The sequence below is a fragment of the Rheinheimera sp. genome (assembly GCF_037442345.1).
GTDB lineage: Bacteria > Pseudomonadota > Gammaproteobacteria > Enterobacterales > Alteromonadaceae > Pararheinheimera.
In genome coordinates this window covers 12,739-28,030 of record NZ_JBBIQL010000016.1, presented here as the reverse complement: position 1 = coordinate 28,030, position 15,292 = coordinate 12,739, and the positions used below count along the sequence as shown (strand labels likewise).

The following is a 15,292-nucleotide window of genomic DNA, read 5'->3' as shown; positions in this document are numbered from 1 at the left end:
ATAAGGGGTTGGTTTCTGTTTAATGCTTAGGCAACACCGCAAACTGGCCGCGAAACTCAGCCGCCAGAACCGAGTCAGACCAGAGTTCAACGGTCACAGGTACCCTGACTTTCCGCCCCTGAGCCAAGGCGGTCCAGTCCACCTGATGCAGATAGCGGTAACAGCGTGCTGTGGCTGTGCCTGGCACTGGTTTCAGGTAACGAATTTGCGCGTCGGCCAGCACTATATGGCCTTGCTGCTGGTGCTCTTGTAACAGCAACCAGACCATGCCCCAGCCGGTCAGCGTCGCAGTGGTGTAAATACTGCCGGCAAACATCGTCTGATGCAGATTGATATTGGGCGGCAACGGCACCTGAGTCTCCAGGAACCAGGGACTCAGCTGCTGAATGCCAAGCTGCATATAGGCTGACAGTGGAATAGTCTGATGCCAGGTGTGTTGCAGCTCGGCACGCCAGTCAGCCAGCGTGCTGGTATTCGCCTGAAATGCCAAAGCTTTGCCGTAACGGTCATGGGCAATACCAAACAAAGCGTTGGCCGGCTCCAGGTACTGATAACCCAGCTTACGGTAAAAACCTGCTGCGCTCTCCCGGGCATTCAGTACCAACTGTTGCGCGTGCCACTGCAGTGCCTGTTGTTCCAATTGTTGTAACACCAAAGCACCCAGACCATGCCCCTGCCAATCTGGCGACACCGCCATATAACGCACCTGAGCTTGTTGCGCGTTAATTTTATGCACCCGCCCGACGGCCACTACCTCGCCTTGTTCAGTCCAGGCCGCACTATGAAAAGCGTCCTGTTCCAACTCATCCCGCTCAGAACCTTGGGGCTGATGCCAGGGAGCTCTCAGCACTTGCCAGCGCAACAGGTAATACGCCTGCCATTCAGCGGGAGTTTGTGGGGAACGCAGCTGCCATTTCATCCACTCACCTCAGCTTTGCAGTAGAAAAGTAACGGGACCATCGTTGGTCAGGCTGACCTGCATATCAGCAGCAAACTGACCTGTCTGCACGTCTATCCCCTGACTGCGACAATAGCCGACAAATTGCAGGTAAAGCTGCTTTGCATGCTCGGGTAAAGCTGCGGGTGTAAAGCTGGGCCTTAAACCTGAGTTGGTGTCTGCGGCCAGAGTAAACTGCGACACCACCAGCAAAGCACCACCGGCCTGCTGCACGTTCAGATTCATTTTGCCGTTTTCATCAGAAAACATTCTGTATTTCAGTACTTTATCTGCCAGTTTTTTTAGCTGTTGTTCAGTGTCCTGTTGCTCCACTCCCAACAACACCAACAATCCGCAGCCTATCTGCCCCACAGTCTGCTCCGCCACTTCAACTTTCGCCTGTCGGACCCGTTGCAATAACGCCTTCATTTACACTCCTAACTTCAGCGCCATCCGCACCGACGCCTGATACAAAGCCGCTGTAATACCGGGTTCGGACGCAGAATGCCCGGCGTCTTCCACCCAGACCAGCTCGGCCTGTGGCCAGAGCTGGGCCAGCTGCCAGGCGTTTTCTGCTTTGCACACCATGTCATAACGGCCATGCACCAGAATGCAGGGCAAATGCCGTATCGCGGCAACACCATTCAACAGTTGGTTCGGCTGTAAAAAGCTCTGATGCATAAAATAGTGATTTTCAATCAGCGCCAACGCCAGCGCAGCATCTTCCTCCTGCTCGCCGGCAAAAGCAGCAGGATGCGTGCGCAGGCTGGCAATACGCGATTCCCATAAACTCCAGGCTAAGGCTGCATCCAATCGGGTTCTGTGCTGATCAGAGTGCAACAACTGATGATAAGCCCTGATTGGGTCATCCAGTTCCGAACCTGCTATGGGTCTGAAAAAATCACGGTAAAAATCAGGAAACACTTGGGCGGCGCCACCTTCCTGGCCATACAACCATTGAATATCTTCATCCCTGGCCAGGAAAATACCGCGCAAAATAAAGCCAAGACAACGTGAGGCATGGGCCTGCCCATACGCCAGTGCCAGTGTACTGCCCCAGGAACCGCCACAAACCAGCCAGCGCTCTATACCCAAAGCCTCGCGGATCAGTTCCATATCCGCCACCAGGTGGTGTGTATCATTGTTGGTCAGGCAGTACAGGGGTTTGGACTGACCACAACCGCGCTGATCAAACAAAATAATGCGGTAGCGGCGGGCGTCAAACAGGCTGCGATGAAAAGGTGAACTGGCACCACCAGGGCCACCATGGCAATACAACACAGGTATTCCGTCAGGTGCGCCACTTTGTTCCAGGTACAGCTGATGGCCGTCTGCGGTCGGCAACCACTGTATTGCATAAGGCTCAGGTATTTTCGGACTCATTGACCTCTCCTTCGCACTGTTGCTGTTGTTCGGCTTGATTTAAGGGGTAAAGCTGCTGCAACAATGCGGTGAATTCCACACCTGCCAACACCAGCCACCACACCAGATAGACCCACAAAAACAAAATGGGCACCAACGCCAAAGCCCCATAAATGGTCTGGTAGGACGGAAAATAAGTGATGTACAGCGCAAAGCCTTTTTTCAAAAGTTCAAACAACAGGCTGGCCAGCACAGCACCAGCCAGCGCATGGCGATACTTCACTTTGGTATTGGGCACCAATAAATACAGCAGATAAAAGGCGGCAACGGAAAAGAAAAATGGCGTCAGCGTCAGCAACAGATTACTCAGACCCGGCGTGTAATCTTCGGCATAACCTGACAAAGTCAGCAGGTAAGACGACACAGCGATAGAGGCCCCGAGCAAAATAGGACCAAAAGTCAGCAGCATCCAATAAATTGAAAACGAAATAATCAGCCGCGGTCGTTTTTCTATCCGCCAGATTTTATTAATGCTTTTGTCGATATTATGAATCAGCATTAACGCCACCACGACCAAAGCGCCCACACCTACCGCCGTCATCCGGCCAATATTTTCGACAAAGCCAGCAATATAAAGCCGCAGTTCATCCCCCCGGGAAGGGACGACATTAGCATAAATAAAGGCCTCCAGCTGAGTACGCCATTCGGCGAACATCGGAAAAGCCCCCATCACCGAAAACATCACCGCAATCAGCGGCACCAGGGACAACAAGGAAATATAGGCCAGATAGCCAGCCACCACATTAATCTGATCCTGCAGACAACGCTGAACATACAATCCCAGCACCCGATATATCTGATGCAGATACTGCTGCCAAGGCCGTCCTGCTGGCATCATGGGTTACTCCACAAAACTGAAAGCTTGTTTGGACGCCAGAGCCTCGGTCAAGGCCTGGCTGGGTTTCTCAACAAAACTGCTGCCTTGCTGGTCAATAAAGAGCACTGGTAATTTCAGCTTGTCCGCCAGCGGCAGGCCCTGCTCGCTGCCCAGACACAAAAAAGCCGTGGACCAGGCGTCGGCCCAGGTGGCATCCGGAAGCAGAATAGTGGTGGAGACCGTAGGGTGTGTCACAGGTGCACCAGTGCGGCCATCCAACACATGACTGTAACGGACACCGGCCTCATCATAAAAATGCCGGTAGGTACCGGATGTCATAATCGCCAGAGGTTGCGTTTGCTCAACAGCAATAATTTTCTGTAACGTCTGAGAATCTGGCAGTGGCTTTTCAATAGCTATACGCCATTGTTTTTGTTCTGGTTTGCGACCACGGCTTACCAGTTCCCCCCCCACTTCAACCAGGTAGTTCTCGATACCGGCCTGGTCCATCAGTTTGGCCAGTTGCGCCACTGTGTAGCCCTGAGCAATGGACGACACATCAATACGCAGTGACGCTTGAGTTTTTGCCAGCTGGCTGTGGCTGATGGTTTTCACTTTATCCAGACCAATCAAGGCTTTGGTTTCTGCAATTTGTTCATCCGAGGGTTTGGTCAGCTTGTCACCACGAAAACCCCAGAGCTCAAAAAATGGCTTAATCGTCAGGTCATAACAGCCCTGGCTGTGGGCCGATACCTCACGGGCAATTTGCACCAGTTGCACCAGCTCAGTGCCAACCTCCACAGGTTCGGCACTTTGCTGGGTATTAAAGCCTTCAATCACCGAATCAGGTCTGTAGTTCGACATCAACTGATCAATACGATCCAGCTCTTGCTTCAGCTTTTGCTCAAGTGCAGCTTTATCGACCTGCTGCTCTGACCAATAGCTGACCATAAAAGTCGAGCCCTGAGCCGGGCCTGAGATCCGCTGAATGGGATCAGGGTCAGAACAGCCCAACACAGATAAGCTGACCACAACAAAACAACACAGACGATTCAATAACATAGCAATAAAACTGGCGGGAAAAGATGCGGCCAGTGTAATTTATCAGCCTGCTAAAATCCAGCCGCAGCGCGCCTGGCCGCCAGATTAAACGCCAGAATACGGGAGCTGGTCGCTGCAGTGGTGGGCAAAAAGGTTACTCTGCGTTAGGGTAAGCGAGATAAGAAAAAATACTGAGGTTTCCTATGCAACACCCTGTTTTATTCCGCCACGCCCTGCTGGGGCTGAGCTTTCTGGCTGCCTTGCCCCAGGCCGCATTCGCTGCCAGTTCAGCCTATTTTGAATCTGAAGATATTTTTGCACTGGAGTACGCCGCCGATCCGCAAGTATCGCCGGACGGCCGTTTTGTGGTGTATGTGCGGAACAGTAATGACATTATGACCGACGGCACCCACAGCAGTTTGTGGTTGATTGATGTGAACACCGGTGCCCAGACACCACTTTTTGCGGACCAGTTTAATTACAGTCAACCACGCTGGTCTGATGATAGCTCCCGCATTGCCTTTATTTCCGATCGCAGCGGCTCACGTCAAATTCATGTGCATTACCTGAATCAGAATAAAACCGCTTTGGTCAGTCAGTTGCAAAAAAGCCCCGGTAACCTGAGCTGGTCACCGGATGGCAAACAACTGGCATTCACCATGAGTGTGCCAGCCGCACCGACCGCCTTGATGAAAAGCACCAAGCTGCCGAAAAAGCCTGAAGGTGCCAAATGGTCAGCGCCTTTTACCCTGATTGAACGAGCCAATTATCAGGCCGATGGTGCCGGTATTCTGAAGTCGGAATACCGTCATCTGTTTGTGGTGCCCGCCACAGGGGGCAAAGAGCGGCAACTGACCGATGGCGATTTCAACTATGGCGCGGACCTCAGCTGGACGCCGGACAGTCAGGGGCTGGTGTTTTCTGCCAATCTGAATAAAGACTGGGAGTATCAGCCAAGAGACAGCGATTTGCATCAAATCAACCTGCAGACTGGCGCACTGACCCACCTGACTTCAATGCCTGGCCAGGAAAGCGCAGCAGTTTTTTCACCAGACGGCAAAAAGCTGGCGTTTGTCTGGGGCAACAATGCCAAGGTGCCTTACACCAATGGCAAACTGAAGGTGATGGATCTGAAAAGCGGCAAAGTAACCGACCTGCAGGCCGGGCTGGACAGAGACATTGAGAATCCGCAGTGGCTGGATAATGACGAACTGGTGGTGCAGTTTGACGACCAGGGCAAACGTACTTTGGCCCGGGTCAGTTTATCCGGCAAACTGACGCCACTGACCAATGAATTGTCCGGTGCCGGTTTACCACAGCCGTATTTAAGCGGCGAATACAGCCTGAATAATGAAGTGATTGCTTTTACCCGTGGCACCCCGCAGCGGCCTGCCGATGTGGCGCTGCTGGTGGATGGTAAAACCCGGGTCCTGACCGAATTAAATGAAGACCTGTTGGGCCATAAAAAGCTTGGTCAGGTGCATGAAATTCACTACAAATCGTCCTTTGATGGTGAAACGATCCAAGGCTGGTACATTACCCCGCCCGATTTCGACCCTGACAAAAAGTACCCTCTGCTGCTGGAGATCCATGGGGGCCCGCATTTGGCCTATGGCCCGCATTTCAGCGCCGAAATGCAGCGGTTTGCCAAAGAAGGGTATGTGGTGTTTTACGACAATCACAGAGGCAGCACCTCCTATGGGGAGCGTTTCGCCATGTTGTTGCATGGTAAATACAGTTCGAAAGAGGATTACGCAGACCACGATTCAGGGGTCAACGCGATGATCGAGCTGGGTTTTGTTGACCCGGATAACCTGTTTATTGCCGGGGGGTCAGCCGGTGGCATCGCTTCAGCTTATGCCGTTGGCCTGACTGACCGCTACAAAGCGGCTGTGGTCGCTAAACCTATTATTAACTGGCTGAGTAAAGTGCTGACTGGGGATTCGTATCTGTACCAGACCTACCATCAGTTCCCGGGCACGCCTTGGGAAAATGTGGAGCACTACTGGCAACGTTCGCCATTATCGCTGGTGGGCAATGTCAAAACCCCTGTGATGCTAATGACAGGCGAAGAAGACAGACGCACGCCGATCAGCGAATCAGAACAGTTTTATCAGGCGTTGAAGCTGCGCAAGGTCGACACTGTGATGGTACGTATCCCTGGCTCGCCACACGGAATTTCAAACAAACCCAGCCGAATGATTGGTAAAGTGGAATACAGCCTGGCCTGGTTTGCCAAGTACCGCACCCAGCCCTAAACAGGCTTTGGGGTCAGAGTCCCGCTCTGGCCCCAGTCATCAAGGGTCAGCATTGTGTGGCTGGCATCATAAATGAGCCGACGACCTGCTGTTGCTGGTGGATTTCCACCACACAGAGCCGACTGGGTAATAACTCATCACTCAAGCGCAGCTGTTTCACTGATTTCCCTGCAACTTTCAGTTCCACCTGTTCCGCTTCCACGGCACTGTTCAGTGTCGCCACCAGGCAAGGGTTGTGCACCATACGCTGATTCAGTGCCAAATCCAGATCCGCCACTCCAGCCACCCGGCTCAAGTCTTTATTCAGTTGGATTTGTAAATCCGGCGTCTGCGCGTTCAGAAAACCGTTGAAGCGGATATCAAACACCAGCATATCCGGGAAGGCGACATTTGCCTGCTCAGACTGCTCAAAACTGTATTCATAACGGTAGCTGTCACCCAGGCGGGCGGGCCTCTGCAGTTCGCCAGTTAAAGGAAACAACTGATGCTTGAAGCGGGTTAGCCAGTCCGGACCATACACCCAGGCATAAAGTGCTGAACCTTTTGCCGCTTTGGCCTGATCCAGCCAGTAGTCCTGCCAGAGTTGTTGTTTTTCCGCATCCAGTACGACTGACAACGCCGTGTCATCCGGACAACGGCTCTGCACATTGGCTTTCAATGGTTTCGCCACCTTCAGTGCATAAGACAACGCATTGCCTTCTGCATTGGCCTGACCGGTTTCTTCTGCCATCAGCACTGCACTGCACACCAGCAGAGGGAGCAAAAAAATTCGCATCAATAAGTATCCAGCCTTTGTTTAGGGTCGGGGTTAGACCAACGGTCAGCCAAAAGGTGCCGTCAGTCCAGACATCGTCAGAGGGGCGGCAGTGTAGCAAAAACACCAGGCCTGACCTAATTTTGCCGCCTTCTGGCTGTACCGCAGCTGAAGCATAGCGACGGAAAAAACAAAACCCGGCACCAGGCCGGGTTTTGTGCAGTGCTTAAACAGCCGGGCTTACATCATGCCCATGCCGCCCATGCCACCCATATCTGGTGCAGCTGGTGCATCTTTCTTCGGCAGTTCTGTCACCATGGCTTCGGTGGTGATCATCAGTGAACCGACAGAAGCAGCGAACTGCAATGCAGAACGGGTCACTTTGGTTGGGTCCAGAATACCCATTTCGACCATATCACCGTAAGTGCCGTTGGCCGCGTTGTAACCGTAGTTGCCTTCACCGCCTTTCACTGCATTCACGACTACGGAAGGCTCGTCACCTGCGTTGTCGACGATCTGACGCAGTGGCGCTTCCATCGCGCGCAGCGCAATTTTGATACCGTGCGTCTGATCTTCGTTGGCACCGGTCAGGCCAGCAATTTTCGCTGCAACACGCACCAGAGCCACGCCACCGCCAGGCACCACACCTTCTTCCACCGCAGCACGGGTTGCGTGCAGCGCGTCTTCAACACGGTGTTTTTTCTCTTTCATTTCAATTTCAGTAGCAGCACCGACTTTGATTACAGCCACACCGCCAGCCAGTTTGGCCAGACGCTCTTGCAGCTTTTCTTTGTCGTAATCAGAAGTGGCTTCTTCCACTTGCTGACGGATTTGTTTGATACGACCATCGATAGCTTCTTGCTCACCGGCCCCATCGATAATGGTGGTGTTGTCTTTGGTCACCACCACACGTTTGGCCGTACCTAAGTCTTCCAGCGTGGCTTTTTCCAGCTCCAGACCTATTTCTTCAGAAATCACTACACCACCAGTCAGCACGGCAATGTCCTGCAGCATGGCTTTACGGCGGTCACCGAAACCAGGCGCTTTTACGCCTGTCACTTTGACGATACCGCGCATGTTGTTCACCACCAGCGTAGCCAAAGCTTCGCTTTCGATATCTTCAGCAATGATCAGCAGAGGTTTGCCAGATTTCGCCACACCTTCCAGCACTGGTAACAGTTCACGGATGTTGCTGACTTTTTTGTCCACTGTCAGGATAAATGGGTTGTCCAGTTCCACCTGACCCGCTTCCTGATTGTTGATGAAGTACGGAGACAGGTAACCGCGGTCAAACTGCATCCCTTCCACCACAGCCAGCTCATTCGCCAGGCCCTGGCCTTCTTCGACGGTGATCACGCCTTCTTTGCCCACTTTGTCCATGGCGCTGGCAATGATTTCACCAATTTCAGTGTCTGAGTTGGCAGAAATAGTCCCTACCTGAGCCACTGATTTGCTGTCGGCACATGGCTGAGACAGTTTCTTTAACTCTTCCACCGCGGCAGCAACAGCTTTGTCGATACCACGTTTCAGGTCCATTGGGTTCATACCAGCGGCAACAGCTTTGACACCTTCGTTGATGATGCTTTGCGCCAGTACAGTAGCAGTAGTAGTACCGTCACCGGCTTCATCATTGGCTTTAGACGCCACTTCTTTCACCATCTGGGCGCCCATGTTTTCGAACTTGTCTTCCAGCTCGATTTCTTTGGCCACTGACACACCGTCTTTGGTGATCAGCGGAGCGCCGAATGATTTATCCAGAATCACGTTACGGCCTTTCGGTCCTAAAGTGACACGAACAGCGTTTGCCAGAATGTTTACGCCTTTTAACATTTTATTGCGGGCGTCATCGCCAAAACGTACGTCTTTTGCTGCCATGTTTACTAATCCTCAAATTTGGTTTTCAGACGGAAAATTCAGTTACTCAGTGATAATGCCCAGGATGTTGTCTTCTTTGGTGATGACATATTCCTGACCGTCGATTTTTTCTGTGCGTTCTACATAAGCGCCGAAAATCACTTTGTCGCCTACTTTGACGTCTAATGGCTTCACTGAACCGTTTTCCAGAATACGGCCGTTACCTACTGCCACCACTTCGCCACGGGTAGACTTTTCAGCAGAAGCGCCAGTCAGCACAATGCCACCAGCGGATTTGCTTTCAGCTTCCAGACGCTTGATGATCACGCGATCGTGTAATGGACGAATGTTCATGCTTTTTTATCTCCTAAAAGCGAGTTTGTTTATAAATTAGCTGACGCTAAAAATTGAGTACTGGCTATATGGGGCAAAGCCCTTACAATCCCAAGGGCTGCCGCCGAAAAAAATGCGCCGGCTTGTCTGATTGCACATTTTTCCAGCAAACAGCCCCAAGCCATGCAATAAAAACTGTGCCGCTCAGGTCAGTGATGGTATGTCCAAATCAGGAGTCCATGATGTTGCTTATTCTCTGCAACTGCCCCACTGCAGCCGTCGCTGAGCAAATCAGCCATGACTTGCTGCAACGGCGTTTAATTGCCTGTGCGAATCTGTTGCCCCCAGTGCGTTCTGTTTACAACTGGCAAGAAAAAATAGAGCAGACACAAGAGATCCCTCTGCTGTTGAAAGCCCGTAAGCAGGATTATGTCCAGATAGAGCAGGCCATTCTGGCGTTGCACCCTTATCAGGTTCCGGAAATTATCGCTTTGCCTGTAGAATCTGCATTGGCGTCGTATCAGACTTGGCTGTATGAGGTAACTGAACGTGATTAGATCCTTACTGCTCTTTGTGTGTTTACTTTTTTCCCATCTCAGCCTGGCTCAGGTGCAACCTGGGGGAGTACTGGCGCAACTGACTCAGCAGCCGCAATACTTGCCAGTGGAGCAGGCCTTTGTGGCGGATTTTCGTCAGGACGGTAACGCACTGAAACTCAGCTTTACCATTGCAGACGGGTATTACCTTTATAAAGACAAATTTAAATTTGCTGGGGTGGATCTCAGCTTTTCTCACCCGCACTATCCAGCAGGCCGCATGGTCAGCGATGAAACCTTCGGTGACTCTGAAGTCTATTTTCATCAGGTGATCCTGGAAATTCCGCTGAGCCAGGTTGGGCCTGATGGCTTGCTTAAAGTGCGTTATCAAGGCTGTGCTGAAGCCGGGCTCTGCTACCCGGTACAGACCCTGGAAATTCCACTTACCGCCACTACGGTGGCGGCGACAGCTCCAGTGCAGGCATCAGCCACAACGACAACAGAGGCCCCGGTATCTGAACAACTGCAGCTGCTGGGGCAATTGCAGGGCGAGAATCTGGTCACCACTCTGGCGCTGTTTTTCCTGCTGGGCCTTGGCCTGGCGTTTACTCCTTGTGTTTTTCCTATGTACCCTATTCTGACCAGCATCATTGTCGGACAGGGCCAACAACTCAGTGGCAAACGTGCTTTTAGTTTGTCGATGGCGTATGTGCAGGGCATGGCGATCAGCTACTCATTGCTTGGTTTGCTGGTGGCCAGCCTGGGTTTGCAATTCCAGACCTATTTTCAGCACCCGGCTGTGTTAATTGCCATCAGTGTCTTATTTGTGCTGCTGGCGTTGTCGATGTTTGGTGTGTTTACCCTGAGCCTGCCGGAACGTTGGCTCAGTAAAGTGAACCAGCTGTCCAACCAACAACAAGGTGGCAGTGTCAAAGGCGCCGTTGTGATGGGGGTGTTGTCCGGTCTGGTGGCCTCCCCTTGCACCACAGCACCGCTGACTGCCGCGCTGTTGTATGTGGCGCAATCCGGTGATTTGGCGCTGGGGGCGCTGACACTTTATATTCTGAGTCTGGGTATGGGCTTGCCACTGCTGATCCTCGGCAGCACAGGCGGAAAATTCTTACCCAAAGCCGGTGCCTGGATGAATGCGGTCAAAACAATTTTTGCATTTTTGCTGCTCGCTGTGCCGGTCTGGCTGTTATCCCGCTTCTTGCCCTTTGCCGTTGTGGTTGTATTGGCCACGCTGTTGTTGTTGATGCTGGCGGTCTACCTGCACAGCTTATCGCGTCAATTGCAGCAGCCACTAGCACAAAGCAGTGCATGGGTGTTGGCACTCTGTCTGATGTTCGGCACAGTCGGCGCTAACTTAGGCTACTGGTTACCGAAACCTGCCACAGCGGTTGTGCAGCCTGTGCAGCAAACTGGCTTCCGCACTCTGGATACCCTGAGTGAGTTGCAACAGGCGGTACAGCAGGCCTCAGAACAAGGCAAACCTGTGTTGGTCGATCTGTACGCTGAATGGTGTGTGGCCTGTAAGGAGTTTGAGCACATCACATTCGCGGACGCCGACGTAAAAGCGCTGATGAACCAGTTTGTGCTGATTAAAGTGGATGTCACGGAAGCCAACACTATTGACCAGCAGGTATTGGAGCATTTTCAGGTGATCGGCCTGCCGACCCTGCTGCTTTTTGACAAAAATGGCCAGGAACTGACCCAATCCCGCATCACAGGCTTTATGGGGCCAGTTGATTTTCAGCGTCATTTAACCGCAATACTGAACCAATAATCTGGGTGTTGGTCTGAAGCAAAGTCAGTTCTGTACTGGCTTTGCGCTCTTTTAGCTGCCATCGTCCACCACCAGCCAAAAAAGTTCCGCTCTGCTGATAAGACCAGTATTTTGCTGCCATTTGCAACGATTTCACTATAATAAGGCGCAAAACTGCAGGACCACCCGGCCTCTGCTTAAAAAAAATGCAATTGTACAGCTGCTCTGGCAGGATAAACTGCACAATAAGAATTTTTGGGGAACATCGCGTAATATGGCGTCAAAATTGAAGATTTTGCTGCTCAATGGCCCAAATCTGAATATGCTCGGTAAACGCGAGCCTCAGATCTATGGTTCCCAGACATTGGCCCAGATTGTCAGTCAGCTGACCGAACAAGCCGCAGCAATGCAGGTCGAGCTCAGCCATCTGCAATCCAACGCAGAACACGAGCTGATTGATGCCATTCATCAGGCGATGGGCGAGCAGGATTACATTCTGATCAACCCGGGCGCTTTTACTCATACCAGTATTGCACTTCGTGATGCGCTGCTCAGCGTCGCCATTCCTTTTATTGAAGTGCATTTGTCCAATGTACATGCCCGTGAACCCTTCCGGGCGCACTCGTATTTGTCCGATATAGCCAAAGGAGTGATCTGTGGTTTTGGCGCCATGGGTTACCAGTTTGCATTGCAAGCAGCTGTATCGCAGTTATCAACAAAATCAACCAATTAACTATCCACTACAACACAGGCACTTATGTCATGGATATCAGAAAAATTAAAAAATTGATCGAACTGCTGGAAGAATCAGGTATTAACGAACTGGAAATCACCGAAGGTGAAGAATCGGTTCGTATCAGCCGCAACGGCCCTGTTCAGCAGTATGCACCGGTTCAATATGCTGCAGCTCCTGCACCAGTTGCAGCCCCTGTAGCAGCCGCCGCAGCTCCAGCTGAAGCAGCCAAACCAGCCATCTCGGGCCACCAGATGCGTTCTCCTATGGTCGGTACTTTCTACCGCGCCGCGTCGCCTACTGCCAAATCCTTCGTTGAAGTAGGCCAGAGCGTCAAAGTCGGTGATACCCTGTGCATCGTGGAAGCGATGAAAATGATGAACCAGATCCAGGCCGATAAAGCGGGTACTGTGACGCAAATTCTGGTGGAAAATGGCGAGCCGGTAGAGTTTGACCAGCCCTTGTTTGTGATCGAATAACAGAAGGCAGTCCCATGCTAGAAAAAGTCCTGATCGCCAACCGGGGGGAAATAGCGCTGCGTATTTTACGCGCCTGTAAAGAACTCGGTATTAAAACGGTGGCGGTGCATTCGACTGTCGATCGCAACCTGAAACATGTGTTGCTGGCCGACGAAACCATTTGCATCGGCCCGGCCCCTTCACCACAAAGTTATCTGAACATTCCGGCCTTGATTGCGGCCGCTGAAGTGACCAATGCCCAGGCTATTCACCCTGGATATGGTTTTTTGGCTGAACGGGCCGACTTTGCGCAACAAGTGGAAGAAAGTGGTCTGATTTTTATCGGCCCACGCCCTGAATCCATCAGCCTGATGGGTGACAAGGTATCTGCCATTGAAGCCATGAAAAAAGCCGGTGTGCCTTGTGTACCAGGCTCCGATGGTGCCGTTGGTGACGACCCGGAAACCAACAAAACCATTGCGAAGCGCATTGGCTACCCGATTATCGTCAAAGCCGCTGGTGGCGGTGGTGGCCGTGGTATGCGGGTGGTTCGTGCGGAAGAAGAGCTGGTATCATCCATCGAGATGACCAAAGCAGAAGCCAAAGCTGCCTTTGGTAACGACATGGTGTACATGGAGAAATTCCTGGAAAATCCACGTCATATCGAAATTCAGGTGCTGGCCGACGGCCAGGGCAATGCCATCCATTTGGGCGAACGTGACTGTTCTATGCAACGTCGCCACCAGAAGGTGGTGGAAGAAGCGCCGGCGCCGGGCATTACCCAACAGCAACGTGACTTTATCGGTGGCCGCTGTGTGCAGGCCTGTATTGATCTGAATTACCGCGGTGCCGGTACTTTCGAGTTCCTGTATGAAAACGGCGAGTTCTACTTCATTGAAATGAACACCCGTATTCAGGTTGAACACCCTGTGACAGAAATGATCACAGGTGTGGATCTGATCAAAGAGCAACTGCGGGTTGCTGCCGGCGAGAAACTGCGTCTGAAACAAAGTGATATAGTGATCCGCGGCGCCGCAGTGGAATGCCGGATCAACGCGGAAGACGCCAAGACCTTTATCCCGTCGCCTGGCACCATCACCCGCTTCCACCCACCTGGTGGTAACGGTGTGCGTTGGGATTCACACATCTACGCCGATTACACAGTACCGCCAAACTACGACTCCATGGTCGGCAAGCTGATCACTTACGGTGAAAACCGTGATATCGCCTTAGCCCGGATGCGTAATGCGCTGAGTGAGCTGGTGGTGGGTGGCATTAAAACCAATATCGAACTGCATAAGCTGATTATGAACGACGAAAACTTTAATAAAGGTGGCACCAATATCCACTATTTAGAGCATAAACTCGGTCTGAAGTAAGCGTGCTGAAAATAACCTGAAGGGTCAGAGCTGAAGCTCTGACCCTTTTTGTTTTTTATTGCTACAATTCGCCCCCTGCTTTTACCGCCAAACGAGTTTTTGTATGCCTTGGATCCAACTGCGTGTGCACAGCACAGAAAAACAAGCTGAACAGGTCAGTGACATGCTGATGAGCTGGGGAGCCCAGGCCGTCAGTTTTGTTGACGCTGCAGACACCCCGATTTACGAACCCATGCCTGGCGAAGTGCTGTATTGGACCAATACGGTCGTAGTGGGTCTGTTTGATGCTGAACACCCGATGCCCAAAGTGATCCGTCAGCTGGAACAGGCATCTATGTTCAAACAAGGCGTGCACTACAAACTGGAACAACTGGAAGACAAAGACTGGGAACGCGAATGGATGGATAACTTTCATCCAATCCGGTTTGGTCAGCGCTTGTGGGTCTGCCCGAGCTGGCGAGATATTCCGGACCCGTCAGCAGTCAATGTGATGCTCGACCCGGGTCTGGCCTTTGGTACCGGCACCCACCCGACGACCTCCTTATGCATGGAATGGCTGGATGCGCAGGATTTAAGCCAAAGTACAGTGGTTGATTTTGGTTGTGGCTCCGGCATTTTAGGCATAGCCGCATTGAAATTGGGTGCAGCCCGGGTCATTGGCATTGACATAGACCCTCAGGCCATTGAAGCCAGCAAAGCGAATGCAGAGCGCAATGGTGTTGCAGGGCAAATTGAACTCTACTTACCAAAAGACCAGCCAAGTCTGCAGGCTGACGTGGTAGTAGCCAATATTCTGGCAGGACCTTTGGCAGAACTCAGCAGCGTGATCAGTGCTTATGTTCGCAGTGGGGGCTTACTGGCATTATCCGGTATTCTGGAAAGCCAGGCCGATTCAGTGATTGCCGCGTATCAGGCTGAATTCGAGTTTGACCCTGTGGCGGTCAAAGAAGAATGGGTTCGTCTGACAGCCCGTAAGCGTTAATCAATTCGGCAGGTGGCCACAGC

15 protein-coding genes are annotated in these 15,292 nt (G+C 52.0%); 7 read left to right on the top strand and 8 right to left on the bottom strand.

Annotated elements, in window-relative coordinates:
* Positions 1–19: 19 nt before the first annotated feature.
* From WKJ04_RS11225 to WKJ04_RS11205, 5 genes are read right to left on the bottom strand one after another with little or no spacing between them, the layout of a single operon-like run.
* Positions 20–919: a bifunctional GNAT family N-acetyltransferase/hotdog fold thioesterase gene (locus WKJ04_RS11225; RefSeq protein ID WP_337880503.1), complete on the bottom strand. Its 900-nt coding sequence runs from the start codon at positions 917–919 to the stop codon at positions 20–22.
* Between the two features lie 9 nt (positions 920–928).
* The gene (gene dtd, locus WKJ04_RS11220; protein WP_337880502.1) at positions 929–1,366 is read right to left on the bottom strand and encodes a D-aminoacyl-tRNA deacylase; all 438 of its coding nucleotides are present in this window, start codon (positions 1,364–1,366) and stop codon (positions 929–931) included.
* Positions 1,367–2,320: a prolyl aminopeptidase gene (gene pip, locus WKJ04_RS11215; protein ID WP_337880501.1), complete on the bottom strand. Its 954-nt coding sequence runs from the start codon at positions 2,318–2,320 to the stop codon at positions 1,367–1,369.
* On the bottom strand, positions 2,301–3,197 hold the full coding sequence (locus WKJ04_RS11210) for a virulence factor BrkB family protein (RefSeq protein WP_337880500.1): 897 nt from the start codon (positions 3,195–3,197) through the stop codon (positions 2,301–2,303). Before WKJ04_RS11210 ends, pip begins: the two co-directional genes overlap by 20 nt.
* A gap of 3 nt (positions 3,198–3,200) precedes the next feature.
* On the bottom strand, positions 3,201–4,238 hold the full coding sequence (locus tag WKJ04_RS11205) for an FAD:protein FMN transferase (RefSeq protein ID WP_337880499.1): 1,038 nt from the start codon (positions 4,236–4,238) through the stop codon (positions 3,201–3,203).
* Positions 4,239–4,420: 182 nt separating this feature from the next.
* Here WKJ04_RS11205 and WKJ04_RS11200 point away from each other — a divergent pair, with 182 nt between their 5' ends.
* On the top strand, positions 4,421–6,475 hold the full coding sequence (locus WKJ04_RS11200) for a S9 family peptidase (RefSeq protein ID WP_337880498.1): 2,055 nt from the start codon (positions 4,421–4,423) through the stop codon (positions 6,473–6,475).
* Between the two features lie 46 nt (positions 6,476–6,521).
* Here WKJ04_RS11200 and WKJ04_RS11195 read toward each other — a convergent pair whose 3' ends face one another.
* The 3 genes from WKJ04_RS11195 to WKJ04_RS11185 all read right to left on the bottom strand — a co-directional run bounded on the left by WKJ04_RS11195 (position 6,522) and on the right by WKJ04_RS11185 (position 9,437).
* Complete coding sequence (locus tag WKJ04_RS11195; protein WP_337880497.1) at positions 6,522–7,250, bottom strand: hypothetical protein; 729 nt, start codon at positions 7,248–7,250, stop codon at positions 6,522–6,524.
* Between the two features lie 219 nt (positions 7,251–7,469).
* Positions 7,470–9,104 (bottom strand): chaperonin GroEL, encoded by a 1,635-nt coding sequence (gene groL, locus WKJ04_RS11190; RefSeq protein WP_337880496.1) that lies wholly within the window; start codon positions 9,102–9,104, stop codon positions 7,470–7,472.
* 42 nt (positions 9,105–9,146) lie between these two features.
* A complete protein-coding gene (locus tag WKJ04_RS11185) occupies positions 9,147–9,437 on the bottom strand; it encodes a co-chaperone GroES (protein WP_337842285.1) in 291 nt (96 codons plus the stop codon).
* 221 nt (positions 9,438–9,658) lie between these two features.
* Between WKJ04_RS11185 and cutA the strand changes: the two genes are divergently transcribed.
* From cutA to prmA, 6 genes are all read left to right on the top strand, one after another.
* A complete protein-coding gene (cutA, locus tag WKJ04_RS11180) occupies positions 9,659–9,973 on the top strand; it encodes a divalent-cation tolerance protein CutA (protein ID WP_337880495.1) in 315 nt (104 codons plus the stop codon).
* Positions 9,966–11,738 (top strand): protein-disulfide reductase DsbD, encoded by a 1,773-nt coding sequence (locus tag WKJ04_RS11175; RefSeq protein ID WP_337880494.1) that lies wholly within the window; start codon positions 9,966–9,968, stop codon positions 11,736–11,738. Before cutA ends, WKJ04_RS11175 begins: the two co-directional genes overlap by 8 nt.
* Before the next feature lie 253 nt (positions 11,739–11,991).
* Entirely contained in the window at positions 11,992–12,450 is a 459-nt protein-coding gene (aroQ, locus tag WKJ04_RS11170) for a type II 3-dehydroquinate dehydratase (protein ID WP_337842288.1), read from the top strand.
* 29 nt (positions 12,451–12,479) lie between these two features.
* Positions 12,480–12,929 carry an acetyl-CoA carboxylase biotin carboxyl carrier protein gene (gene accB, locus WKJ04_RS11165; protein WP_337880493.1) on the top strand — a complete coding sequence of 150 codons (450 nt, stop codon included), beginning with the start codon at positions 12,480–12,482 and terminating at the stop codon, positions 12,927–12,929.
* Between the two features lie 14 nt (positions 12,930–12,943).
* A complete protein-coding gene (gene accC / locus WKJ04_RS11160) occupies positions 12,944–14,287 on the top strand; it encodes an acetyl-CoA carboxylase biotin carboxylase subunit (protein WP_337880492.1) in 1,344 nt (447 codons plus the stop codon).
* Positions 14,288–14,390: 103 nt separating this feature from the next.
* Entirely contained in the window at positions 14,391–15,269 is an 879-nt protein-coding gene (gene prmA / locus WKJ04_RS11155; RefSeq protein ID WP_337880491.1) for a 50S ribosomal protein L11 methyltransferase, read from the top strand.
* Positions 15,270–15,292: the final 23 nt, after the last annotated feature.

Bases quoted from the DNA above. Each gene is read 5' to 3' on its own strand.
- WKJ04_RS11225 (WP_337880503.1), bottom strand. From the start codon at position 919: ATGAAATGGCAGCTGCGTTCCCCACAAACTCCCGCTGAATGGCAGGCG.
- dtd (WP_337880502.1), bottom strand. From the start codon at position 1,366: ATGAAGGCGTTATTGCAACGGGTCCGACAGGCGAAAGTTGAAGTGGCG.
- pip (WP_337880501.1), bottom strand. From the start codon at position 2,320: ATGAGTCCGAAAATACCTGAGCCTTATGCAATACAGTGGTTGCCGACC.
- WKJ04_RS11210 (WP_337880500.1), bottom strand. From the start codon at position 3,197: ATGATGCCAGCAGGACGGCCTTGGCAGCAGTATCTGCATCAGATATAT.
- WKJ04_RS11205 (WP_337880499.1), bottom strand. From the start codon at position 4,238: ATGTTATTGAATCGTCTGTGTTGTTTTGTTGTGGTCAGCTTATCTGTG.
- WKJ04_RS11200 (WP_337880498.1), top strand. From the start codon at position 4,421: ATGCAACACCCTGTTTTATTCCGCCACGCCCTGCTGGGGCTGAGCTTT.
- WKJ04_RS11195 (WP_337880497.1), bottom strand. From the start codon at position 7,250: ATGCGAATTTTTTTGCTCCCTCTGCTGGTGTGCAGTGCAGTGCTGATG.
- groL (WP_337880496.1), bottom strand. From the start codon at position 9,104: ATGGCAGCAAAAGACGTACGTTTTGGCGATGACGCCCGCAATAAAATG.
- WKJ04_RS11185 (WP_337842285.1), bottom strand. From the start codon at position 9,437: ATGAACATTCGTCCATTACACGATCGCGTGATCATCAAGCGTCTGGAA.
- cutA (WP_337880495.1), top strand. From the start codon at position 9,659: ATGTTGCTTATTCTCTGCAACTGCCCCACTGCAGCCGTCGCTGAGCAA.
- aroQ (WP_337842288.1), top strand. From the start codon at position 11,992: ATGGCGTCAAAATTGAAGATTTTGCTGCTCAATGGCCCAAATCTGAAT.
- accB (WP_337880493.1), top strand. From the start codon at position 12,480: ATGGATATCAGAAAAATTAAAAAATTGATCGAACTGCTGGAAGAATCA.
- accC (WP_337880492.1), top strand. From the start codon at position 12,944: ATGCTAGAAAAAGTCCTGATCGCCAACCGGGGGGAAATAGCGCTGCGT.
- prmA (WP_337880491.1), top strand. From the start codon at position 14,391: ATGCCTTGGATCCAACTGCGTGTGCACAGCACAGAAAAACAAGCTGAA.